General features: G+C 68.7%; 21 protein-coding genes. 14 read left to right on the top strand and 7 right to left on the bottom strand.

The genetic code is table 11. From position 1 onward, the window contains the following. The first annotated feature begins 67 nt into the window (after nucleotides 1-67). From N5079_RS15970 to N5079_RS15955, 4 genes are all read left to right on the top strand, one after another. The gene (locus N5079_RS15970; RefSeq protein ID WP_261584596.1) at nucleotides 68-1,423 is read left to right on the top strand and encodes a transaminase; all 1,356 of its coding nucleotides are present in this window, start codon (nucleotides 68-70) and stop codon (nucleotides 1,421-1,423) included. Between the two features lie 157 nt (nucleotides 1,424-1,580). Beyond that, nucleotides 1,581-2,027 carry an Lrp/AsnC family transcriptional regulator gene (locus N5079_RS15965; protein ID WP_261584595.1) on the top strand — a complete coding sequence of 149 codons (447 nt, stop codon included), beginning with the start codon at nucleotides 1,581-1,583 and terminating at the stop codon, nucleotides 2,025-2,027. A gap of 121 nt (nucleotides 2,028-2,148) precedes the next feature. Continuing rightward, a complete protein-coding gene (locus tag N5079_RS15960; protein ID WP_261584594.1) occupies nucleotides 2,149-2,967 on the top strand; it encodes an SAM-dependent methyltransferase in 819 nt (272 codons plus the stop codon). 213 nt (nucleotides 2,968-3,180) lie between these two features. After that, complete coding sequence (locus N5079_RS15955) at nucleotides 3,181-4,029, top strand: MBL fold metallo-hydrolase (protein WP_261584593.1); 849 nt, start codon at nucleotides 3,181-3,183, stop codon at nucleotides 4,027-4,029. 122 nt (nucleotides 4,030-4,151) lie between these two features. Here N5079_RS15955 and N5079_RS15950 read toward each other — a convergent pair whose 3' ends face one another. Both N5079_RS15950 and N5079_RS15945 read right to left on the bottom strand, forming a co-directional pair. Next, complete coding sequence (locus N5079_RS15950; RefSeq protein ID WP_261584592.1) at nucleotides 4,152-5,228, bottom strand: MFS transporter; 1,077 nt, start codon at nucleotides 5,226-5,228, stop codon at nucleotides 4,152-4,154. 137 nt (nucleotides 5,229-5,365) lie between these two features. Continuing rightward, on the bottom strand, nucleotides 5,366-6,241 hold the full coding sequence (locus tag N5079_RS15945; RefSeq protein WP_261584591.1) for an NUDIX hydrolase: 876 nt from the start codon (nucleotides 6,239-6,241) through the stop codon (nucleotides 5,366-5,368). 575 nt (nucleotides 6,242-6,816) lie between these two features. On the opposite strand from N5079_RS15945, the gene N5079_RS15940 reads away from it, so the two are divergent. Further along, a complete protein-coding gene (locus N5079_RS15940) occupies nucleotides 6,817-9,114 on the top strand; it encodes an ATP-binding protein (RefSeq protein ID WP_261584590.1) in 2,298 nt (765 codons plus the stop codon). Nucleotides 9,115-9,292: 178 nt separating this feature from the next. Further along, entirely contained in the window at nucleotides 9,293-9,847 is a 555-nt protein-coding gene (locus N5079_RS15935) for a hypothetical protein (protein WP_261584589.1), read from the top strand. Between the two features lie 225 nt (nucleotides 9,848-10,072). Here N5079_RS15935 and N5079_RS15930 read toward each other — a convergent pair whose 3' ends face one another. Next, nucleotides 10,073-10,537 (bottom strand): M15 family metallopeptidase, encoded by a 465-nt coding sequence (locus N5079_RS15930; protein ID WP_261584588.1) that lies wholly within the window; start codon nucleotides 10,535-10,537, stop codon nucleotides 10,073-10,075. Nucleotide 10,538: 1 nt separating this feature from the next. On the opposite strand from N5079_RS15930, the gene N5079_RS15925 reads away from it, so the two are divergent. From N5079_RS15925 to N5079_RS15900, 6 genes are all read left to right on the top strand, one after another. Further along, entirely contained in the window at nucleotides 10,539-10,988 is a 450-nt protein-coding gene (locus N5079_RS15925; RefSeq protein WP_261584587.1) for a hypothetical protein, read from the top strand. A 132-nt stretch (nucleotides 10,989-11,120) separates the two neighbouring features. Then, nucleotides 11,121-12,002 carry a prolipoprotein diacylglyceryl transferase gene (locus N5079_RS15920; RefSeq protein WP_261584586.1) on the top strand — a complete coding sequence of 294 codons (882 nt, stop codon included), beginning with the start codon at nucleotides 11,121-11,123 and terminating at the stop codon, nucleotides 12,000-12,002. 227 nt (nucleotides 12,003-12,229) lie between these two features. Then, the gene (locus N5079_RS15915; RefSeq protein ID WP_261584585.1) at nucleotides 12,230-12,520 is read left to right on the top strand and encodes a hypothetical protein; all 291 of its coding nucleotides are present in this window, start codon (nucleotides 12,230-12,232) and stop codon (nucleotides 12,518-12,520) included. Between the two features lie 5 nt (nucleotides 12,521-12,525). After that, a complete protein-coding gene (locus N5079_RS15910; protein WP_261584584.1) occupies nucleotides 12,526-14,082 on the top strand; it encodes a radical SAM protein in 1,557 nt (518 codons plus the stop codon). After that, nucleotides 14,079-14,531 carry a hypothetical protein gene (locus N5079_RS15905; protein WP_261584583.1) on the top strand — a complete coding sequence of 151 codons (453 nt, stop codon included), beginning with the start codon at nucleotides 14,079-14,081 and terminating at the stop codon, nucleotides 14,529-14,531. Before N5079_RS15910 ends, N5079_RS15905 begins: the two co-directional genes overlap by 4 nt. Before the next feature lie 656 nt (nucleotides 14,532-15,187). After that, nucleotides 15,188-16,369: an ATP-binding protein gene (locus N5079_RS15900; protein WP_261584582.1), complete on the top strand. Its 1,182-nt coding sequence runs from the start codon at nucleotides 15,188-15,190 to the stop codon at nucleotides 16,367-16,369. Nucleotides 16,370-16,470: 101 nt separating this feature from the next. Here N5079_RS15900 and N5079_RS15895 read toward each other — a convergent pair whose 3' ends face one another. Continuing rightward, nucleotides 16,471-17,319: a MauE/DoxX family redox-associated membrane protein gene (locus N5079_RS15895; RefSeq protein ID WP_261584581.1), complete on the bottom strand. Its 849-nt coding sequence runs from the start codon at nucleotides 17,317-17,319 to the stop codon at nucleotides 16,471-16,473. A 6-nt stretch (nucleotides 17,320-17,325) separates the two neighbouring features. Beyond that, nucleotides 17,326-18,264, bottom strand: a complete 939-nt coding sequence (locus N5079_RS15890; RefSeq protein ID WP_261584580.1) for a hypothetical protein — start codon at nucleotides 18,262-18,264, stop codon at nucleotides 17,326-17,328. A 601-nt stretch (nucleotides 18,265-18,865) separates the two neighbouring features. On the opposite strand from N5079_RS15890, the gene N5079_RS15885 reads away from it, so the two are divergent. Next, nucleotides 18,866-19,426 carry a SigE family RNA polymerase sigma factor gene (locus tag N5079_RS15885; RefSeq protein WP_261584579.1) on the top strand — a complete coding sequence of 187 codons (561 nt, stop codon included), beginning with the start codon at nucleotides 18,866-18,868 and terminating at the stop codon, nucleotides 19,424-19,426. A 45-nt stretch (nucleotides 19,427-19,471) separates the two neighbouring features. Here N5079_RS15885 and N5079_RS15880 read toward each other — a convergent pair whose 3' ends face one another. Together N5079_RS15880 and N5079_RS15875 are read right to left on the bottom strand one after the other, a co-directional pair. Next, nucleotides 19,472-20,458 carry a thermonuclease family protein gene (locus N5079_RS15880; RefSeq protein ID WP_261584578.1) on the bottom strand — a complete coding sequence of 329 codons (987 nt, stop codon included), beginning with the start codon at nucleotides 20,456-20,458 and terminating at the stop codon, nucleotides 19,472-19,474. 226 nt (nucleotides 20,459-20,684) lie between these two features. Next, a complete protein-coding gene (locus N5079_RS15875) occupies nucleotides 20,685-21,179 on the bottom strand; it encodes a MarR family winged helix-turn-helix transcriptional regulator (RefSeq protein WP_261584577.1) in 495 nt (164 codons plus the stop codon). 103 nt (nucleotides 21,180-21,282) lie between these two features. On the opposite strand from N5079_RS15875, the gene N5079_RS15870 reads away from it, so the two are divergent. Continuing rightward, on the top strand, nucleotides 21,283-21,846 hold the full coding sequence (locus tag N5079_RS15870; protein ID WP_261584576.1) for a YceI family protein: 564 nt from the start codon (nucleotides 21,283-21,285) through the stop codon (nucleotides 21,844-21,846). Nucleotides 21,847-22,030 lie beyond the last annotated feature (184 nt).

The raw sequence follows: 22,030 nt of genomic DNA, 5'->3' as shown, positions 1-22,030 counted from the left end.
GGTGTATGTTGACTTCAGATTCCGTCATGAAGACGGTTTTGCGCGATCTTTTCTGAGGCAGTGAACAATGTTCGACCGTACTCATCTCGCCGACCTCCTCGACCGCGAGCGCCGCACGTTCCGGGAGCGCAACCCGCGCTCGGCCGCCGCCTACGAGCAGGCGCGGGCCCACCTGTTCGGCGGCGTTCCGATGACCTGGATGAACAAGACCGCCGCCGGCTTCCCGCTCTACCTGGCGGAGGCGCGCGGCGCGCGGGTCACCGACGTGGACGGCCACGAGTACGTCGATCTCTGCCTGGGCGACACCGGAGCCATGGCGGGGCACTCCCCGCAGGCCACCGTGGACGCTGTGGCCGAGCGGTTCGCCCGCCTCGGCGGCGCGACGGTGATGATGCCGACCGAGGACGCGACCTGGGTCGGCGCTGAGCTCGGCCGCCGCTTCGGCCTGCCGTACTGGAGCTTCTCGCTCACCGCGACCGACGCCAACCGGTGGGCCATCCGCCTGGCCCGGGCGATCACCGGCCGGCCCAAGATCCTCGTCAACAGCTACTGCTACCACGGCAGCGTCGACGAGGTCCTCCTCGTGGTGGGCCCGGACGGCGAGCAGGTCTCCCGTGAGGGCAACGTCGGCGCTCCCGTCGACCCGACCGTGACCTCGCGCGTCGTGGAGTTCAACGACCTGCCGTCCCTCGAGCGCGAGCTGGCCCACGGCGACGTCGCCGCCGTGCTCATGGAGCCCGCCCTCACCAACATCGGCATCGTGCTCCCGGAGCCCGGTTACCTCGACGGCGTGCGCGAGCTGACCAGGAGGTACGGCACGCTGCTGATCAACGACGAGACCCACACGTTCTCCGCCGGCCCCGGCGGCTGCACGGGGGCATGGGGGCTGGAGCCCGACATCGTCACGATCGGCAAGGCCATCGGCGGGGGCATCCCCAGCGGCGGGTACGGCCTGTCCGCCGAGGTGGCGGCTCGGATCGAGGGCATGAGCGGCCTCGACCTGATCGACATGGGCGGCGTCGGCGGCACGCTCGCCGGCAACGCGCTCTCCGTCGCCGCCATGCGGGCCACCCTGGAGCACGTGCTGACCGACGACGCCTTCACCGGAATGACCGAGCTGGCCACCCGCTTCACCAAGGGCGTCCAGGCCGTCATCGACGACCACGCGCTGCCGTGGTCGGTCACCCAGCTCGGGGCGCGGGCGGAGTATCGCTTCACGAACCCGGCCCCGCGCGACGGTGGAGAGTCGAACGCCGCGGGCGACCCCGACCTGGACGACTACCTGCACGTCTATCTCGCCAACCGGGGCGTGCTGCTCACGCCGTTCCACAACATGGCGCTGATGTGCCCCGCCACCACCGAGGCCGACGTGGACCGTCACCACGAGGTCTTCGCGGCGGCCGTGTCGGACCTCGTCGGATGAGCCGTACGGCGGCGCGGAGCGTGGTCCGGCTCCCTGGCGGCACTGTTCCTTCCGGTGTGAGCACTGTCCGCATCAGTGGGGCCACGCTCGGTCTTGGTGTGGGCACGGTCGGTCCCGGTGGAGGCACGGTCGGCCGTGGCGGGAGCGGGGTCCGCGGATGAACCTCGACGAGATCGATCGGATCGTGCTCCGAGAACTGCAGCAGGACGGCCGGATCTCCTACACCGCGCTGGCCGAGGCGACCGGGCTCTCCGCGCCTGCCGTACGGCAGCGCGTGCAACGGCTAAGGGACGAGGGCGTCGTGCAGATCGTCGGGGTGACCGACCCGATGGCGCTGGGCCTGCCGGTCATGGCCCTGATCGGTGTGCGCGTCGACGACGACGTGCACACCGTCGCCGACCGGATCAGCGAGCTGCCCGGCGTGATCTACGTGGTGCTGACCTCCGGCTCGTTCGACATGTTCGTGGAGGTGGTATGCAAGGAGCCGGCCGAGCTCCTCGCAGTGCTCAACGACCACGTTAAACGGGTTCCCGGGGTCACCCGCGCCGAGGCGTTCACCTACTTCGGGATCCATACGCACCGCTTCGCGTGGCCCGGCACGTGAATGAAATGGGTTCCATAGATCACGAATCGCGATCAGGTTCGGGAAACGCCGTGAGCGGCGGGCGTTGATATCTACTTTGTGGTGATTCGATCGGAAATGCCTGCTGTTGAGGAGAGCATCAGTGACCGACAGCTCCTTGCCCCCTGCCACGCCCCCCGGCATCGACACAACGGTGTCCCACTCACCCCGAATCTGGAACTACTGGCTAGGTGGGAAGGACAACTTCCAGGTCGACCGCGAGATTGGCGACCAGTTTCGCGGCATCTTTCCTGACATCGTCGATATCGCCCGTAGTTCGCGGGGCTTCCTTGCCCGCGCGGTCGAGTATCTGGCCGGCGAAGCCGGGATCCGCCAGTTCCTGGACATCGGCACGGGGCTCCCGACCCAGAACAACACCCACGAAGTCGCCCAGCGCGTGGCCCCGGAGTCGCGGGTGGTCTACGTCGACAACGACCCGGTGGTCCTGGCCCACGCCCGCGCCCTCCTCGTCGGCGCTCCTGAAGGCGTCACCGAATATGTCGACGCCGACCTGCGGGAGCCGGAGAAGATCCTGGAGGCCGCCGGCCGGACCACGCTGGACATCAACAAGCCCGTGGCGCTGATGCTGCTGAACATCCTCGGGCACCTCACCGACTTGGACGAGGCCCGCTCGATCGTCGGCCGGCTCCTCGACGGCCTGCCCTCGGGCAGCCACCTGGTGGTCGCCGACGGCACCAATGTCATCCGGGGCAAGGAGTTCGACGAGGCCATCGCCATCTGGAACGCGAGCGGCTCGGTTCCGTACACCCTGCGCAAGCCCGAGCAGATCGCCCGCTACTTCGATGGTCTGGAGATCGTCGAGCCAGGCGTGGTCTCGTGCCCGCTCTGGCGGCCGGGCCCCACCGACGTCGGCCTTACCCGTGAAGTCGACGAGTTCTGCGGCGTCGGCCGCAAGCCGTAACCTCACACCTGCGCGACCCCGTCGCCGGTCACCCGATCCCCTCGAGCCGGTTCGGCGCGATCGCCGGTCAGCCGGCCTTGCCGGATTAGCGGGTTCGCATATAGGCAGCCTGCCGGCTGCGTGTCAACGCCGTTCCTGCGGAGTGACGGCCACCCCAATACTGGGGGATTTGTCCGTTTATGCGTAGCCTGATGGTAAGGGGAGGAGGACGCCATGCGCGATCAAGCGGACGCCACCGTGTTCTTCGTCGGAAACGCCACCATGATCATCAGGTCTCACGGCTTCACCCTGCTGACCGATCCGAACTTCCTCCATCGAGGTCAGCGGGCCTATCTGGGCTGGGGCATCACCACCCGGCGCCGCACCGATCCCGCGATGGACGTCAGCGAGTTGCCTCCGGTGGACGCCGTGGTCCTGTCGCACATCCACGGGGACCACTGGGACCGGATCGCCCGGCGCGGCCTGGACAAGGGCGTGCCGATCATCACCACACCGCACGCCGCCCAGCGGCTCAGGCATCAGGGGTTCCACAACGCCCTCGGCCTGGAGACCTGGGAAGATCACAACCTGCGCCACGGCGATCACACGCTGAAGATCACCGCCACACCGGCGCGGCACGCGCCGGGCCCGGTGCAGATGCTGCTCCCACCGGTCATGGGCAGCGTCCTGGAGTTCGGCGACAGCGGCCAGATCAACCTCCGCATGCACATCAGCGGTGACACGATCATGGATCCGTGCCTGTCCGAGATCCCGGAGCGCTTCCCCGACATCGACGTGGGCGTCGTCCACCTCGGCGGCACGAAGATCTTCGGGGTGCTCGTGACGATGGACGGCATGCAGGGCGCCGAGTGGCTCAACCTGATCAAGCCCGATTCCGCCATCCCGGTGCACTACGACGACTACGAGGCGTTCAGCTCCGGGCTCGAGGACTTCCGGCGCCACATCAGCCGGGCGGGGCTGTCGCACCTCGTGCACTACATCACCCGCGGCGAGACCTACCACCTGCCCGTACGGCGAGCGGGCACCCAGCAACAGCGGCCCACACCCGGCCCGCCGCGCTAGTCCGCGCCAGTCCTGCGCCAGTCCCGCGCTGGTCCTGCGCTGGTCCTGCGCTGGTCCTGCGCTGGTCCTGCGCTGGTCCTGCGCTGTCCCGGATGCGCCTCACCGCCTCAGCGTCCTCGGCCTCACCGCCTCAGTGCGAAGGCGATCAGCAGGTACGGCAGGGCCGCCACGGTGAAGATCAACCATGGTCCGGCCCAGAGCGATCCGACGGCGTAACCGGCGAAGACGAGTATCGCCACGACCTCCACTCCGAGGCCGGCCATCGAGGTGACGGTCGCGCGGGACCTGTCGGCGATCTGTTCCTGCAATCGGGCCTCCGCGGCGGCGACGGCCCATCGGAAGATCCCGTACGCGACGGCGACGAGGACGAACCCGGCGGGCCGCCCGCTGGACGCCCCGGCCGCGAGACACACGGCGGCCACGGCCAGAGCGGGAGCGACCACGCGTGACCCGCGGCCCGCGAACCAACCACCGAGCGCGACGCCCGCCGTGACCAGCAATTCGAGCAACGGCACCGTGGGGGTCGTCACCCCGGTCGCCTTGGCGAGCAGCGGGAGGTACTCCTCCAGCGCATCCGCCACCGAGATGACCGAGATCAGCAGGACGGAGCGGCGGACCAGGGGCGCCTGCCGCACCTCACGGAGGCCGTCGCGAAGCACCCCGAGATAGGAGGTGTCCTCCGCGTGCTCCTCCGGGCGGGTTCTGGTCTCGGGCAGTGACCACCCGACGGCCGATCCCAGCAGGGTCACCAGAACGCTGGCGACTCCGACCGCCGTGTATCCGCCGGCGGCGAGCACCGGCGCGGCCAGGCCGGTCGCGGCCATCACCGCCGTCGTGCCGACCGCTCCCGAACGGCCGATGAGCCGGGCGTAGCCGTCCGCCGCCCCGGCCCGGGCGAGCTCCTCGTAGACCAGCGCCTGGAGTGTGCCGGACCGCAGCGCGCTTCCCGCGCCCCACAGCACGAAACCGGCCGCGAAAGCGGGATAGGACGGGACGAATGTCCACAAGGCGTATCCCGCACCGGTGACAAGCGGGGCGACGGCGAGCAGCCGCCGACGGGAGACGACATCGGCCCACAGACCGGATGGAACCTCCAGCACGATCCCGGTGATCGACCAGATCACGAACAGGGACGAGATCTCGCCGGGAGACAGCCCGGTCTCCGCGAACAGCACCGCGTATACGGGATACAGCAGCACGAAGTCTTCGAGGAACGCGTAGGCGTAGAGCCGGGCCGCGAGTCGTGACTCAGGTGAGCATCAATGTCGCCATGTCATGCCCCGCACACTACCCAACGATCGACGACCGGGACAGGGGCTTCCCGTCGCGGGCCGCATCAGAGCTGGCTGAGGAGCCAGCGGGGGCCGGTGACCAGAGCTCCCAGGGTGGTCACGCGCTCACGGAGCTCACGGTCAGCCGTGATCACGAGCACCTTCTCCCAGGGTCTGGTGTCGCGGACGACGTCCACGATCGCGTCGTCACCGCTGCCCGGCGCGACCACGGCCGTGATGCCGGGCCGGGTGGGCCCCTCGTCGGCGCCCCGGGCGGCGGCGCCCTCCAGGACCACGACGATCCGGGGAAACCACCGTGTCAGCTCCGGCAGGCCGTCGGGGGCCACGCGCAGGCCGTCCGACGCGAGCGGCAGGAGGTCGTTGAGCAGCCGGTTGGCGGCTCCCGCCCGGTCCTTCCACCAACCGTGCTCGGCCCGCGCCCCGATGATGTTGGCCACGTCGAGGACGACGACCAGGGGGCTGAGCGCGAGCCGGATCTTCGGCCAGGAGTCGGCGAACCCGGGGTGCAGCTTCTTCGCCGTCACCTCGTCGGCCGCGACCCAGCGCATGTCCGTGCTCTCCCCGTTGGCGGGGGCGGCGTCGAGCAGGCCCTCCGCCTCGGCGATCACGGTGTGGAAGGACCAGCCGCCATGGTCGTCGATGTAGACCCCCTGCACCCGGAGGAGGTCGGCGGTCAGCGCCGCCTCTTCCATCGCCTCACGCAGCGCGCCGGCGACGGCGTCCTCGTGGCTGTCGCGGGCGCCCCCCGGCAGCCCCCATGTCCCGCCGTGATGGCTCCACCAGGACCTTTTCTGCATCAAGACGTACGGCATGCCGTCGAGCGTGTGATGGACCGCGAGCAGGCCGGCCGCGCCGTGGAGCCCCCAGTGCTGGTGCCCGCGGTCGCAAAGGGCCCAGCCGTCCCCGTCCTTCGCCGTCATGGCTCCAATCCTTCCGTACGCGGCCTGGCCAGCCCGATTCACCGATTGCCCACCCTGCGGTGCCGTACGGCAGGCAAGTGGCCGGCCGTACGGGAGAGCGGGCGACGTGATGCGGCCGATGGCCGATCGTTACCAAGTGGTAAGCGATCCCCCTGAGGCCGGACACGTAGGCCCGTTAACGTGTGACCCCTCGCTCGTCATTCCCCTCCTATCCCAGCAATCTCACAAGTCGACATGAGATCGCGCGATTGCGGCTGAATCACGAGATGTCATAGCAAGGACAGATACGCCCGCTTCGTTCGGTTGAGGAAGCGGGCGTTGTTCTTTTTCACGAGGCCGGACCAGTCTGGCCCGGAACTCGCCGGGCCTGGCCGATGTCGTTGGGGGCCCGGTCCCATGCGGGCGTACATGCCCAAACCGTGACACTTCTTTTCGTACGATGTGACTCTGAAGAAGAAGTCCTTCGTGACGCGGGACCGTCACGTACAGGACAGCGGATCCGCTCGTGGCCGGACGAGGCGATTTCGGTGACAGCCGTAGCGCAGCAGAGAAGAAGAGACCTTCTCCCGCATGACTTGACGACCTTCGTCGGTCGCCGGCAGGCGGCGGCTGACGTGCGCGGCCTGCTGACCGAGGCCCGCTTGGTGACCTTGACCGGTGTCGGGGGAGTGGGGAAGTCTCGCCTGGCCGTACATGTGGCACGCCAGATCAAGCGGACTTTCAAGGACGGCGTCTGGTTCGTCGAACTCGCCAAGCTTCGTGACCCGTCTCTGGTTGGCATAGCGGTGAGCGCGGCACTGGGACTGCCCGAGACCTTCTCCGCCCGAGACCCTGAAGAGGCCCTCGCGGACTACCTGGCAGACCAGGAATCGCTCTTGCTGCTCGACAACTGCGAACACCTTCTGGACTCCTGCGCTCATCTGGTCAATATCGTGCTCGCGGCCGCGCCGGGGTTGCGGGTGCTGGCCACCAGCCGGGAGCCGCTGGGGCTCACCGGGGAGTATGTGTGGCCGGTTCAGCCGTTGACCCTGCCTACCTCGGACCATGGCTCTCCTGGCGAGGCAGCCGGGCGCCGGTACGAGGCGTTGGTGTTGTTCGAGGATCGGGCGTCCGCGGTGTGCGGCTTCGCGCTGGACCCGCAGAACGCGAGCGCGGTATCTCAACTGTGCCAGCGGCTGGACGGACTCCCCTTGGCCATCGAGTTGGCGGCGGTGTGGCTCCGCAGCCTGTCGGTGGAGCAGGTTCTGGCGCGGCTGGACAACCGTTATCGCCTGCTGTCGCGGGGTAGCCGCGACGCCCCGCCGCGGCATCAGACGTTGCGGGCCGCGGTGGAGTGGAGCTTCGATCTGTGCACAGACCTGGAGCGAACGCTGTGGGCCAGACTGTCGGTGTTCGCCGGAGACATCGACCTGGAGGCGGCCGAGGAGGTATGCGCCGGCGACGACCTGCCGGCCCAAGACGTGATGTTGGGCCTGGCCGACCTGGTGAACAAATCCATCCTGGCCAGACGGGGCCAAGGCGCGCACAGCCGCTACCGCATGCTTGAGACGATCCGCCAGTACGGCCGTGAACGGCTGGCGGAAATCGGCGAGGAGGTCACCCTACGCCGTCGCCACCGCGACTATTACCTGCGATTGATCGAGAAGGCCGAAGCCGACTGGTTCGGACCGCGCCAGCCGATGTGGCTGGACCGTTTCCAGGTCGAGCGGCCCGATGTGTGGGCGGCGCTGGATTTCTGCCTCACCGAACCGGGTGAGGCGAAGACCGGGTTGCGGATGGCGGGCGGCCTGTGGTGGTACTGGACCGGCCGTGCCAGCTGGGACGGCCGGCAGTGGCTGGACCGGTTGCTGTCCGTGGAGGGAGGGCCAAGTCGTGAACGCGCCAAGGCGCTCTGGGTGAACAGTCTCCAGGCGCTCGCCCTGGGCCAGGTGACCGAGACCCTGTCGATCGCCGACGAGTGCATCGCTCTCGCCGACGCTCTGGGGGACGACTTTGCCAGCGCCTGCGCGAACCACTGGATCGGGACGGTCAAGTGGTCCCAGAACCTGCTGCCGGAGGCGGTGGCGTATCTCGAGCAGGCCATCAGGTTGCACGGCCCCGGTCCTCCCCGCGACTCCCTCAGCGCGCTGACGTCGGGCAATCTCGGCATGGTTGCCGGCCTGCTGGGCGACGTGTCACGCGCCCACGCGCTTTGCGAGCAGAGCAGGGCGGCCTGCGAGGCCCTCGGCGAGCACTGGGCGCGGGCTTGGGCGCTGTGGGACTTCGCCATCGCCGTATGGAGCCAGGGCGACATTCGGCGGGCGGACGAATACATGAAACAAGCCCTTCACCACAAGTGGGCCATTCGCGATCAGCTCGGCATCCCGGTCTGCGTGGAGGTGCTGGCCTGGGTCGCCATGGCGGACGGTCACGCGGAGCGCGCCGCCGTCCTGCTTGGGATGAGCGACAAGTTGTGGGAGCCGATGGGCGCCCGGCTGTTCGGGGTCAACCGCTTTCTCCAGTGGAGCGAACAATGCCAGTCGCGGGCCCGGGATGTTCTCGGAGACCGCGCGTTCCAGGCCGCTTACCTGCGGGGCACCCAGCACTCCGCCGACACGGCCGTGGCCTATGCGCTCGGTAAGGCGCCCGCCACCCCCGCCGAGCCCTCCCCCGCCGCCGCTCCGGCCATGCCGCGGCTGACCCGGCGGGAACGCGAGGTCGCCGAACTCGTCGCCCAAGGCCGGTCGAACAAGGAGATCGCCGCAGAACTCGTGATCTCCCAGCGCACCGCCGAAGGCCACGTCGAGCACATCATGGCCAAACTCGGCTTCACCTCTCGCGCCCAGATCGCGGCCTGGGTCACCGAACACCACAACCACGATGCCCCTCGATGACCACTTGCCTCGCCGTCACGTGGGCACGGCGCAGGGGGCGTGGTGGGGTTTCAAACGGCGACGAACCTCGTGGCGTTATGGCCCATCTTTGACCGGACACTGATCATTAGGCACGTCATTGGCCGGTGTGTGGCGCTTACCGTCTTTCCTGTCCAGTCCACCACTTCGGGGGAATCTCATGCCTATATGTACCGCAGTAATCGCCGCCGCCCTCCTGTCCGGACCGGCGGCCCTGCCCGTTGACCCAATGCCGAAGTCCGGCAACGACGCCGCCGTCTCGTCCGGCAAGCAGTTCGCGAAGGAGGCGATGAAGCACCCGGACGACCCGGATTTCATCATGGGCAAGGCAATGGACCTGCTCAAGGCGAAGGGCCCCAAGATGGGGCAGGGGCCTCAGGGCGCCGGCACAACGTCGGAGGGCAACGCGACGCCGCAGGGCAACGCGATGCAACAGGACGACTCGGCGCCGCGGGGCGACACGACGTCGCGGGGCGACACGGAGGACGACTCGGCGCCGCAGGACGTCTCCCTCAAGGGTGACAATGCCACGACGGGCCCGCAGGGGTCCGTCTTGCCGCAGGGCATGACCTTCAAGAAGCCGAATGTCACCGGCCAGCAGTCCTCGGATGAGGCCGCGGACGCCTGGGCCTACCCCCCGGCGCGCCCGCACAAGCACAAGAAGACGACATCCCACCGCGCTCACCACGCCAAGCCGTACGACGACTGGCAGTAAGGCGTTGTTCTTGGGATGGTCAGAAGCCGGACGGTCAGAAGCCGGACCGACGGCGACGTCCTTACCTCCCACCAACGCCACGCGTCGCGCGCAGGCTCACATCTGCGCGCGACGTAGCGCCATCCCGCACGGCGAGGGCCGATCGCGACTGCGTGCGACTGGCCGTGACCGGCGCGCCCGCGTGCGACCGCGTGCGACAGGCGCTCCGCGAGTCAGCGCGGGGGATCAGCGTCCCGATGCCGAGAAGTGCTGGTAGTCCTTCGTGCCCGACCACAGGCCGCCCCAGCCCCAGCCGATGTCCTCGAAGGCCCGCACCACCCGGTCGCCCTCGTTGATCACGCCCGGCTTCTTGAGCGGGCGCTCGACGAAGGCGTCGGCGTTCCTGTGGGCATTGGACCCGTCCGCGTAGACGTACGGATTCTCCCGCGGATTGATGTCCACGGCCCTGCCGTACGCGTGCTCCGACCAACTGCTCGACCCGGTGGCGTTCCGGCAGTTGAAAGCCGACGTGTTGTCCGCGTCGATCGAGTCGTTGTCGCTCCCCTTGTAGACATCGACCGGTTCCATGCGGCGAATGGGGAAGCGGAAGTCGTAGAGCTTCCCGAAGACGGAGACGACATCCCGGGCGACGGCCGCGTTCACCACCAACTCGCCGGTGTGCGCCTTGTCGTCGAAACCCCAGTAGGTCATCGTGATCTTCCGCAGCCCGCTCAGGCCAACTGGACAGCCCGGACGCCACGAGTGCGGCACCTCGCTTCGCGAGAGCCTGCCGATCGCGGCGGTGAACTTCGGCGGCCCCGAGGGAGTTGGCGCGGGCGGAGCGGGAGTGCTCGCCACGGGCGGTGTGGCGGCCGGTGAGACAAACCAATCCGGCGACGACACCGACGCCCCCGGGGACGCCGCTGACGCTTCCACCGGAAACACGGCCGGAGTGGCGGGCGGCGCCGATTGGGGCGATATAGCATCTTTCGTCCCCCCGCAGGCCGTCAGGCTCAGCAGAGCCACCAACACCACCGCTGACCTGGGGTTCCATCTGGAAGCCATACGCGCAGAGTACCCGCGCCGCGCAAATGTGACGGTGCTTTCCGTCACCGCCGTGGTGACGGCCCTGCTGGGATCGACCGTGGTGGCTTCGTCCTGACGGCCGCCGGCGGCCCACTGTGGCTTGAGCGCATCGGGATCAGCCGAATTCGGGGAGCGAAAGCCGTACAGGAGCGAAAGCCGTACAGGACGGGGATCGGAAACGTCGGCGGGCGCGGCTATGGTGTCGATCGTGATTCCCGAGCTGCGCATCGGTGGGCTGGCGGTGCCGGCCCACGGCTTCTTCGTGGGTCTCGGGGTGATCCTCGCGAGCGTGGTCTTCGTCCTGGAGGCCCGGCGCAGAGGCGCGCTGCGGGAGGAGTCGCTCGTCGCGGTGACCGGCGCGCTGGTGGGGGGCGCCATGGGGATGCGCCTGTCCGGCTGGGCCGAGCACCTCGATCCCTCGTTGAACCCGAGCCTCCTGGAGGCGTGGATGTTCGGCTCCCGGAGCATTCTCGGGGGTCTGACGGGCGCGTACGCGGGTGTGCTGATCGCCAAGCGGCTCATCGGATATCGGGAGAAGACCGGCGACCTGTTCGCCCCTGCCGTGGCCCTCGGCATGGCGGTCGGCAGGATCGGGTGCTTCCTGACCGAGGCTCCGGGCCGCCCTACCAGTCTGCCCTGGGGGGTCCACGCGCCCGCGTCCGTGCCGGAGTGTCCCGGATGCCTGACCGGTCAGGCCATGCATCCCTCGTTCCTCTACGAGATCGCCTTCCAGCTCGCCGCCTTCGGGGCGCTGCTGTGGGCACGAGGCCGGGTCAGCCGGCCCGGTGAGCTGTTCACGCTTTACGTGGCGGCCTATGCGGTGTTCCGGTTCGCCGTCGAGTTCACCCGGGCCAACGAGACGGTCTGGCTCGACCTCACCCGGCCGCAGTGGTTCATCATCCCCGGTCTCGTGCTCGTCGCCGTCAGGCTGCGGTACGGCTACCGCCACGGGTTCTACGACCGGTTGCTGGGCAGATCCCCGGAAAGCCCGGAAAGCCCGGGAAGCTCGGAAAGCCGGATCCATCACGAGGAAGAGAGCGCAGCCCCATCGGCTTGGACGCCGGCGGCTCCGCGCCAGGAGATCTCATGAGCACACCCCCCGAGCCGCCCAACGGGCCCCAGAACGGGCCCCAGAACGGATCCCAGAGCGAGCCCCCCGAGCTCCCGGCGAACGGTCGGCCGCCCCAGTCTCCGCCGACCCCGCCGCCCCCGCCGGGGCCTCCGGGGCAGTTCGGGGCTGGTGGGCCGCAGGGATGGGGGCCGCCGCCGACCCCACATCCGGCCCCGCCGCGGAACACCACCGGGATCGTCGTCGGAATGACGTTCGCGGGCATCGCCATCTTCGTGGTCGTGAACCTGCTGGCGTTCATCGCGACGCTGAGCGCGGCCGACAGCGTCGGAAGCGGCAAGAACATCATCATGGGAGTCGGGGCGGTGATCCTCGCGGCGGCCGCGCTTGGCGGAGGGGCTGTGCTGATCATGCTCCGCAAGCCGTGGAGCAGGGGCCTCGGCCTGGGTCTGATGATCGGATGGGCCCTCATGTCCATCGTCTCCGTCGGTTTCTGCACGGGCATCAACCCGGCGATCTATACAGATGGTGCACTGTGACCGGTATGCCGCTGCGTGGGGATCGCATCCTCCGCTATGTCAACGCGTTCTGCCCGCGCTGCCACGACGAGCAGCCCGACCGTCCGCTTGAGGACGTCCCGCGCCTGTCCGGGTGGCTCGCCGCCCGGAACGAACGGGTTTACCTGGAGCGCGCCTGCCGTACGCATGGCATGGTCCGGACCCTCTATGACGAGGACCCCGACATCCTCGCCTATTTGGAGGAGTGGACCGCGCCCACCAAGGCCCACATTCCGGATGTCGCCGGAAACTTCGACCCGGTGCCCATGGCGTATCTGCGTGGCCTGCCCGAGATGCAGACCCAGCACACGTGCATCCTGCTCCAGGACGTCGCGGAGACCTGCAACCTGCGCTGCCCGACCTGCTTCACCGAGTCCTCACCGGACCTGCGGGGCGTCGTGCCGGTGGCGGAGATCCTGGCAAGCGTGGACCAGCGGCTCGCTCGCGAGAACGGACGCCTCGACGTGCTCATGCTGAGCGGCGGCGAGCCCACGCTGCACCCCGACCTGCCCGAGCTGCTGGCCGAGCTCGCGGCCCGGCCGGTCACCCGCATCCTGATCAACACCAACGGCATCCTCGTGGCCAGGGACGACGCGCTGCTCGACCTGCTGACCGAACATCGGGAGCGGGTCGAGGTCTATCTTCAGTACGACGGGGTGTCGGCGGAGGCGTCCCGCCACCACCGGGGCGGTGACCTGCGGCGGTTCAAGGCCCAGGCGATCCAGAGGCTGTCCGGGCGGGAGATCTTCACGACGCTGGTGATGACCTGCGCCCTCGGTGCCAACGACGGCGAGATCGGCGATGTCGTACGGCTCGCGCTGGGCACGCCCTACGTCGGCGGCGTCTCGATCCAGCCGCAGTTCGGCTCGGGACGCTCTGGGCTGATCGACCCGATGGACCGGCTGACGCACACGGGCGTCCTCAAGCGGCTGGGCCCCCAGACGGACGGGCTCGTCACCTGGCGTGACCTGACCGCGCTGCCGTGCTCGCATCCCCACTGCTGCTCGGTCGGCTACATGATCCGGGACGACGCCGACCAGTGGCGGTCGCTCACGGCCCTGATCGGGCACGATCGTCTGAAGGAGAACCTGGGCTTGGTCGCCAACCGGATCGCGGACACGGAGATCCCCCGCGAGTTGCGCCTCGCCGTACAGGAATCGCTCCTCGGGCTCCTGTCCGAACAGTCATCGCTGTCTCACCCGGAGATCGGCAAGCTCTGGCGGGACATCTGCGAGAACTGCGACCTCGGCCTGTCGACCCTGCTGACGCTCGCGTCCTCGGCCCTGCCCGGCCGGAAGCGGCGGCTTCGCCGGCTGCTCGGGGAGCGGGTGGTCCGGATCACGGTCAAGCCGTTCATGGACATGTCGACCATGCTGGAAGAGCGGCTGATCCAGTGCTGCGTCCACGTCGGCACCCGTTCCGACCAGGATCAATGCGCGCCCTTCTGCGCCGTGCAGGCCTGGCCCGCCCTCGCCCGGCAGCGCCTGTCGGCCGTCGCCTCCGTCGACCCCGGGGTACGGCTGCCACTCGTAGAGATCACATGACGCCGGAGCCGCCGAGAGGCGTCGCCTACGAGGAGGCTGTCGCAGCCCAGCGGCGCCGTGCCGCTGAAGAGGCCGGCACCGCCGAGCAGGGCAGTGCCGGTGAGGACGCCGGTGGGGCGGAGCAGGGCAGTGCCGGTGAGGACGCCGGTGCCGCGGAGCAGGGCAGCGCCGGTGATCAGCGCCGCACCGCCGAGCGTGGGGCCGCTCAGCCGTACGATCCGCTGAAATTGTGCGTGTACGCCACGGTCGCGTTGCTCGCCTGGCTGCTCGGCCCGTGGGCGGTGCTGGGATTCGCGGTCCTTGGCCTGGTGGGTTACTGGCGGGCTCGCCGGGCGGGTCTGACCAGGAGCAAGTGCGTGCTCCGGGACACCCGCCTGGTGCTGGCCTATCTCGCCCTGATCGCCATCGCGGCCATCGTGGCCCTGGTCCTGGCATACACCCCTCGGTAACCACCCCCGCTCGTGATCATGCACGGATTCCCGGGTAGGGCCACCGCCTCCCACCACCCCGCTCGTGATCATGCATGGATTCCCGTACGTCGCCCTTAGCTGCGCGTACATGCTCGGTGATCTGGCAATTGCATGATCACACTGGGCGTCGGGCCAGGTGAAGAGCTTGGCCGTGAACCTGTGCATGATCACGCTCGGGGTTGCGGGGTCTGTCGCGACGCGTGGCTGAAGCTTTTCATCGAAAAGCTCGCGCACGTGTTCGATGCCGCGCTACAGTCTTGGCCATCGGATCGAACAGGGGTTCGGTCCCCGTCTCGGCAGGTGAGGGGTGGGCCATGGCAGTGCGCGCGGCTGAAGTGTCCCTCAGCGGCCCGCCGGTCGCCGGGATCGCCCCCTCCGGTGAGCCCTTCAGTGGCCCCTTCAGTGGCCCCTTCAGTGGCCCCTTCAGTGGCCCCTTCAGTGGCCCCTTCAGTGGCCCCTTCAGTGAGCCCTCAGGTGGGCCCTCCGGTGAGACCGCGCCGGTGCCGTCTCCCCGGCCTCCGGCCGACGCGCCGGTCCCCGCCTGGTGTGTCCCGCTTCGATCGCGAGCGACACGCCGTAGCGCTTTCTACGGAAATCTACGACGGCCGCTATATCCCGTCATAAAGTCCGAGAGCGTGGACCCCGTGCGCAATCCCTACGCCCCCGGTGCGGGTCAGCGACCCCCGGAGCTCGCCGGGCGCGATCGCGAGTTGCAGCAGTTCGAGATCGTGCTGGAGCGGGTGGCCCGCGGCCGTCCCGAGCGCAGCATGGTTCTCACCGGCCTTCGCGGCGTCGGCAAGACCGTCCTGCTCAACACCTTCAAGTCGATGGCCATGCAGAGGCTGTGGGGCACCGGGAAGATCGAGGCCCGGCCCGACCAGTCGATCCGAAGGCCGGTCGCCGCCTCGCTGCACATGGCGATAAGGGAGCTCGCCCCCCGCCACCGGGCTCCCGAGCGGATCGAGGAGTTCCTCGGCGTGCTGAAGGCGTTCGCGATGCGCGATCCGGCCGCGGCGAAGGGCACGTCCCACTGGTCGCCCGGCATCGACGTCCCGGCGTCGCGCGGCCGGGCCGACTCGGGCGATCTGGAGATCGACCTGACCGAGCTGTTCGTCGATGCCGCGGGTGTCGCGACCGACCTCGGCGTGGGCATCGCCCTGTTCATCGACGAGATGCAGGACGTGCAGGCACCGGACATCTCGGCCCTGTGCGCCGCGTGCCATGAGCTCTCGCAGTCCGGCGGCCCGCTGATCGTGGTCGGCGCCGGCCTGCCCCATCTGCCGAGTGTCCTTTCGGCGAGCAAGAGCTATTCCGAGAGGCTGTTCCGCTACGCCCGGATCGACCGGCTCGACCGGGACGCCGCCGACCTGGCTCTCATCGCCCCGGCCGAGCGGGAGGACGTCGAGTTCACACCCGAGGCGCTCGACGCGCTCTACGAGGCGGCCGACGGTTACCCCTACTTCGTCCAGGCGTACGGCAAGGTCGCCTGGGATCTCGCTCCCCGGAGCCCCATCACGGCGGACGACATCAAGGTGTCGGCGCCCGAGGCCGAGGAGGAGTTGGCCGTCGGGTTCTTCGGCAGCCGATACGAGCGAGCCACCCCGGCCGAGCGTGACTACATGCACGCGATGGCCCAGCTCGGCGACGACCCGGTGCCGACCGCCGAGGTCGCCGACGTGCTCGGCCGCAAGCCGTCCAGCCTGTCCCCGGCGCGGGACAGCCTCATCAAGAAAGGCCTGATCTACAGCGCGGAGCGTGGAGTCATCGGGTTCACCGTCCCCCACTTCGGGAGGTTCCTGCGTGCCCAGCCGCTGTAGCCGGCCATCCCCATTGACCTCTCTACGGCTTTCTAGAGGGGAAGCTAGAGAGCCGTAGAGAGCTGAACACCGCTGTGCTCGATGCGGGAATCTATGCCTGTCTAGCGTGAAGCCGATACAGGCATAGATTCCCGCAGAGTGGTGAGCGGTCGTCCGTCCGGGTTGACAATCGCGACTCGTACGGCTGGCCTCCGGCCGCTCAGATAGACCGCGAAGACGACATCCGTGCCGTTGTGGGCGGGAAAGACGAAGAAGCGCCAGCACAGCTCCCGCCACATGTCGGCGGGCTCGTCCGACTCCAGCATCGACGCATGCGACCGCCATGCCGTACTCGCCCGGAGCCGGGAGAGGGCCCGCCCGGCGGGAAGGGGGCGCTGCTCGCAGGGGGCCCGGTAGCGCAGACGCGCCACGGTCTCCTCGATCTCCGGGGAGAGGAGCAGCAGCAGGGCGACGCCCCCGCCGAGCCAGGCCGCCGTCTCCCACGAACGGCCGGACAGAGGCGTGGATAGGGCGCTGGACAGGGCGTCGAAGCCGGTGACGCCGTCCAGCGCCACGACGACCGCCATGGCCGTGAGCAGCACCACCCGGCCGATCGACCGTAACCCCACCGGGGCCGCGCTCACTTCTCCGAAGCACCCGCACCCGACGTCCGGCCGGCGGCGGTGCAGATCCCACAGGACGTACGTCGAGACGGAGAAGAACGCCACGGGCAGCCAGCGCGCTGCCGGGTGGTCGGAGAACAGCAACATGACGATGAGCGCGAACTCGCCGGCCGCGCAGGCGATCATGGCAGACTTCCGGAACCGGTCCGGAACGAGCACGGCGGGCCCGAGCCGCCCGAGCGCGCCGGGCTCGGTATCACTCCCGGCCGTGGCCAGCTTGGCGCCGCCGCCAAGGGCCAGCATCACCACGAGGATCGGCAGAACCGCTACCGCGATGGTCGAGACCACCACCATTCACCCCAATCCGACGCGGGCGTTGAAACAGCCCTTGGTCAGGTCGCCGCCAAGCTCGACATATGCCGACGCGGACAGCTCCACGATCCGCCCGCGCGGGGAAGTGCCGCACTCCAGGCACCGGTCGCAGAAGCGGCCCGCGATGCAGCCGCAGCCGACGATCGGCAGCGCGTTCGCCCGGCCGTCGCACACGTTGCGGACGGAGAGCATCGACCCGAGCGCGAGGTACGGCAGGCCGGTGCACGAGACGCCCGCGTCGTCGCAGCCGGTGTCGGAGGTCTCCAGCATCGGATAGGCGACGCCGTACTCCTCGAAATCCGCCCACACGGCGGTGCCGGAGATCTTGGACTGGACCCCGCGGTACGCCGGGGGAGGTGGCGGCACGGCCTTCGCCCGGTAAGGCGGCTGGGAGGTCGGGGTGATCTGCGCGAGCGAGGTCCCGCCGTCGATGACGCCGATCGCGTCGAAGAGGTAGCCCGGCTCCAACTGCGGATGCCGCACCCGCATCCGGCCGGACGACCGGTAGGGGATGACGACCGAGCGCCTCGCGCGATGGGGGCCGCTGTCGAGTTCGACCGTGAGATCGCGGGTGCCGTCAACACTGAGGATGATCCCGGTCATCCGGGTGATGTCCGCCCAGATGCGGTCGACGACCGTGCCGGAGCGCAGCGCCCGGATGACGACCCGAGCCCCGAGCGGCAGGTCGGAGGGGGAGACGCGGGCGCCGCGCCAGGCGGTCGCCCACGGGGCGATGACCAGCCGCCGCTCCTCGCCCTCGTCATCCTCGACGATGACCAGGTGAGGGCTCACGTCGAGAATCTGGCCGCTCACGGCGTCGAGGGTCACGCCGTCGTCGGCCGTGACCCGTGGGGGCTCGGCCTCGCGACCGAGGGCCGCCGCCGCGAGCACGCGCCTTCGCTCAACATTCCGGTCAGGCATCGCACTCCGGTCCGACATGGCACTCCGGTAAAGCATCGCACCCCTGTACGGCCTGGCGCTCTGGTACGGCACCGGGCTCTGATATTCCGCACCCTCGTGCGGCATCGCATTTTGGTGCGGCACCGCATTCGGGTACGGCACCGCATTTTGGTGTGGCACCGCACTTTGGTGAGACGTCGCATTCTGGTACGGCACCGGAGTCCGATATGGCTCCGCGCTTGAGCCTGGCATGGCTGTCCAATGCGGCGTGGCGCCGGGGTTCGTCATGTCACTGGGGTCTGGCATCGCGCTCCGGTACGGCATCGGCCCTCCCATCTGTCTAGCCTCACATGCGGCCTTTGTCGACAGGGGTGGAAATCCGGCTGACGGTGGGCTGCGGGAGCAATATTCCCACTCCGGGTGGAACGCGTTATCTCCCACTTTGGAGCAAACTCGCGCCTACGCGGCGAGAGCCGTACGGACAGCTCGGGAGAGGTCCCGCTACCGGGCTTGTGGGGTTTTTGCCGTCGACTGTACGAAACCTGGATTTCGGTTCAGCCGGATTCTGGGGGCAGGCTGCCATTCTGGCACGAGATGCCTCCCAGGCCAGGTTGGTGATCGCGTGATCGTGAACCACGAGGAGTTTCACACATACGTCGTGTCCCGTGGAGCGGCCCTTCTGCGGGTCGCTTATCAGTTGACCGGGCATCCCTGCGATGCCGAAGACCTGCTTCAGGCCGCCCTCGCGAAGACCTACCTCGCGTGGGACCGGATCCAGGATCGGTCGTCGCTCGACAGCTATGTGCGGCGGGCGATGGTGAACATCAACATCTCGTGGTGGCGGCGGCGCAAGCTGGAGGAGTACCCATCCGAGGAGCTTCCCGAGGTCGCGACCAACCACGACCCGAGACACCGGTACGACGAGTTGGAGCAGGCACTCGACAGGCTGCCGGCCCGGCAGCGCACGGCCATCGTGCTGCGCTACTACGAGGACATGACCGAGCCGGAGATCGCCAGGACGCTCGGCATCAGCGTCGGCACGGTCAAGAGCACGGTCTCGCGCGGAATGGCCAAACTCCGAGGTGACCTCGTGGTCTCCACTCCCCGCGAGCCGATTCCCCGCGAGCCGATTCCGCGCGAGCCGATTCCGCGCGAGCCGATTCCGCGGGAGCCGGTGAACTGATCGCTGCCCCCCGCTCACCGGGGGCCGGGCCGCTTCTCCGCGCGGTCAGAACTCGCAGACGATGCCGTCGTGGTCGCGGTCGAAGTACCAGCCGTACTCGACGTCGACACCCTTCTTATAGTTGCCGTAACCGTGGCGGTTCGCCTCCGCGCAGGTCGGGAACCTCGGGTCCACCCCATCCCCGGCGGTGGGACTCGGGCTGGGCGTCGCGCTGGGACTCGGGTCGGTTGCGGGGTCGGTCTCAGGGTCGGTAGAGAGGTCGGTTCCCCACTCTGTGCCGGGGTCCGCGGGCGGGTCGGTGCTCGGGTCCATGCCCGGCTCGGTGTTGGGGTCGGCGCCGAGGTCTGTCTCTTCCGGGCTCGGCGAGGGGCTGGGTGATGCGCTTGACGACGGACTCGGCGACGGGGCCGGCGTCAGGTTCCTTCCCAGATCCAGTGACGGGACGGGCTGCGGGGTCAGAAGCGACACCGCGCCAGGGATCTCGGTCGTCCCGCGCTTGTCGTAGGTGTCGGCCGCCCAGCACAGGCCGGACCACATCCCGCGGCCCTCGGCCCGAGCCGCGGCCTGCTGCCCGAGCAAGAGGGCGGTGTACCTGTGCTCCGGCAAGGACACCTCCGCCTGGGCATAGCCGTACCTCGCCAGATTGCCGTTGACGAACACGCCCGTGGCCGACCACGCGTAGAGCAGGTATCGGCCGTCCGCGTCGCGCGACTCCTTGTCGCGCAGGAAGTACGCGGTCTTGCCGGCCGGAAGCAGCGCGGACGTGCGTGCCCACGTGTCCTCGAACCAGCACTGACCCTTGTCCGGAGCGTCCACGTCGAGGAGCCGGACGCGTGCGGTCCCGCCCTTGACCGTGACGTCGACGGTGTCCCCGTCCAGGACCTTCTTCACCTTCACCGCGACCGCGTTCGCCGGCACGCTTTTCGGTCTGCTCTCCGGCGCGGTTCCGGCCGCGGCAGGCCAAGCCGGAGTCACGGAAACGGCGAGGGCGGCGGCTCCGAGCATGGCGAGTGCGCGGGGGATGAAACGCACGAGCGCTCCAGGGGCTAGGGGACGGGCGACCACTGACGCGTCTTTCGACTTCGATCAAGATACGTCGATTGTGTGACGGTTTGTGTGCCTCACCGGTCTACTGTGACCGCAAAGGCCACAAATATTCACCCGTTAGGTGCTCTTCTGTCCCCGTACGGCTCTGTCCTGTACGGCCTGCCGCTCCGCCCGCCGTACATGCCGGGTTGGGCGCGGTGCGGCTTGGGCCTCACTCCGGTACGGCTGAGCTTGTACTGACGGGATCCACCCCCGCAGTGGCGCAGGGCCGTACGACATCGCGGATGACGCGGAGGGTTGCCAGGAAGTCGGCCAGTTGCTCCGGCGACAGGAGGCCCGTGAACGAGGCCTCGATGTTGTTCAGATGCTGGGGCAACACCCTTATGAGGCGGTCCGCGCCGACCTCGGTGAGGACGGCGTAGGACGCGCGGCGGTCCTGGGAGCAGGCGCTGCGCTCGACCAGGCCCTCGCGTTCGAGCCGGTCGACGACACGGGTGATCCCACTTGTGGAGAGCGATGTCTGGCCGGCCAGGTCGCTCATCCGCAGCTTCCGCTCCGGAGAGCGCGCCAGCCGGATGAGGGTCTCGAAGTCGACCTCGGAGAGACCCATGGCGGTAAAGGCCTGGCTGTTCCTGCTCCTTAGGCCGGCAAAGACCTCGGCAAGCAGGCCCATGGCCGTGAGCCGGGGGTCGTCGAATAGGTCCATGTCTAAAGTCTACGCGACCATAGTTGACGCGGGGAATACTTCTCCGGTACAAATTTGTTGCGGCAGACATCCACCAAGCAACTACCTCTGGAGAGCAGTATCAATGAGCATTCGTGAGTGGGAAGGCCTCAAGATCCCGGCCGCCGGCGAGTTCGCGCTGGACGTGGCTCACACGAGGGTCGGCTTCGTCGTCAAGCACATGATGGTGAGCAAGGTTCGAGGCCACTTCGGTGAGTTCGAGGGCAAGATCGTGATCGCCGAGAACCCGCTGGAGTCCAGCGTCGAGGCCGTCATCAAGGCCGCCAGCATCGAGACCGGCGCTCCCGACCGCGACGCGCACCTCCGGAGCAACGACTTCCTCGGCATCGACCAGTTCCCCAACATCACCTTCCGCAGCACCCGCGTGGCCGCCCACCGCGGCGACGAGTTCACGCTGGTCGGCGACCTCACCATCCGTGACGTCACTCACGAGGCCACCCTCAAGGTCGAGTTCGGTGGCGCGGCGACCAACCCGTGGGGCCAGGAGCTCTTCGGCTTCTCCGCCGAGACCGAGATCGACCGTGAGGCCTTCGGTCTGACCTGGAACCAGGCCCTCGAGACCGGCGGCGTCCTCGTCGGCAAGAAGGTCAAGATCGAGCTCGAGGGCGAGGCCGTGCGGCAGGGCTGAGCCTTGTCGAGCGCGGACGCCTTGCACACAGCCCTTGTCCACAGCCTGTGGATGAGGGCTGTGCACTATCAGATCCCAGGGCGGCGGCGTGTCTCGCTTGCGTCGTCCGGTCTGGTCTGCGCATATGGTCATCGAGAGCGGCCTTCGGCCGTCCTCATCCGGGGCGGCGATCCTGGCTGGGAAT

This window comes from Planotetraspora sp. A-T 1434 (assembly GCF_025420585.1).
Classification (GTDB): Bacteria; Actinomycetota; Actinomycetes; order Streptosporangiales; family Streptosporangiaceae; genus JAOEGB01.
This window is presented reverse-complemented; position numbering and strand designations above follow the sequence as displayed.

Coding starts and splice junctions, on each gene's coding strand:
- N5079_RS15970 (WP_261584596.1), top strand. CDS start 68: ATGTTCGACCGTACTCATCTCGCCGACCTCCTCGACCGCGAGCGCCGC.
- N5079_RS15965 (WP_261584595.1), top strand. CDS start 1,581: ATGAACCTCGACGAGATCGATCGGATCGTGCTCCGAGAACTGCAGCAG.
- N5079_RS15955 (WP_261584593.1), top strand. CDS start 3,181: ATGCGCGATCAAGCGGACGCCACCGTGTTCTTCGTCGGAAACGCCACC.
- N5079_RS15945 (WP_261584591.1), bottom strand. CDS start 6,241: ATGACGGCGAAGGACGGGGACGGCTGGGCCCTTTGCGACCGCGGGCAC.
- N5079_RS15935 (WP_261584589.1), top strand. CDS start 9,293: ATGCCTATATGTACCGCAGTAATCGCCGCCGCCCTCCTGTCCGGACCG.
- N5079_RS15930 (WP_261584588.1), bottom strand. CDS start 10,537: ATGACCTACTGGGGTTTCGACGACAAGGCGCACACCGGCGAGTTGGTG.
- N5079_RS15915 (WP_261584585.1), top strand. CDS start 12,230: ATGACGTTCGCGGGCATCGCCATCTTCGTGGTCGTGAACCTGCTGGCG.
- N5079_RS15910 (WP_261584584.1), top strand. CDS start 12,526: ATGCCGCTGCGTGGGGATCGCATCCTCCGCTATGTCAACGCGTTCTGC.
- N5079_RS15905 (WP_261584583.1), top strand. CDS start 14,079: ATGACGCCGGAGCCGCCGAGAGGCGTCGCCTACGAGGAGGCTGTCGCA.
- N5079_RS15890 (WP_261584580.1), bottom strand. CDS start 18,264: ATGCCTGACCGGAATGTTGAGCGAAGGCGCGTGCTCGCGGCGGCGGCC.
- N5079_RS15875 (WP_261584577.1), bottom strand. CDS start 21,179: ATGGACCTATTCGACGACCCCCGGCTCACGGCCATGGGCCTGCTTGCC.
- N5079_RS15870 (WP_261584576.1), top strand. CDS start 21,283: ATGAGCATTCGTGAGTGGGAAGGCCTCAAGATCCCGGCCGCCGGCGAG.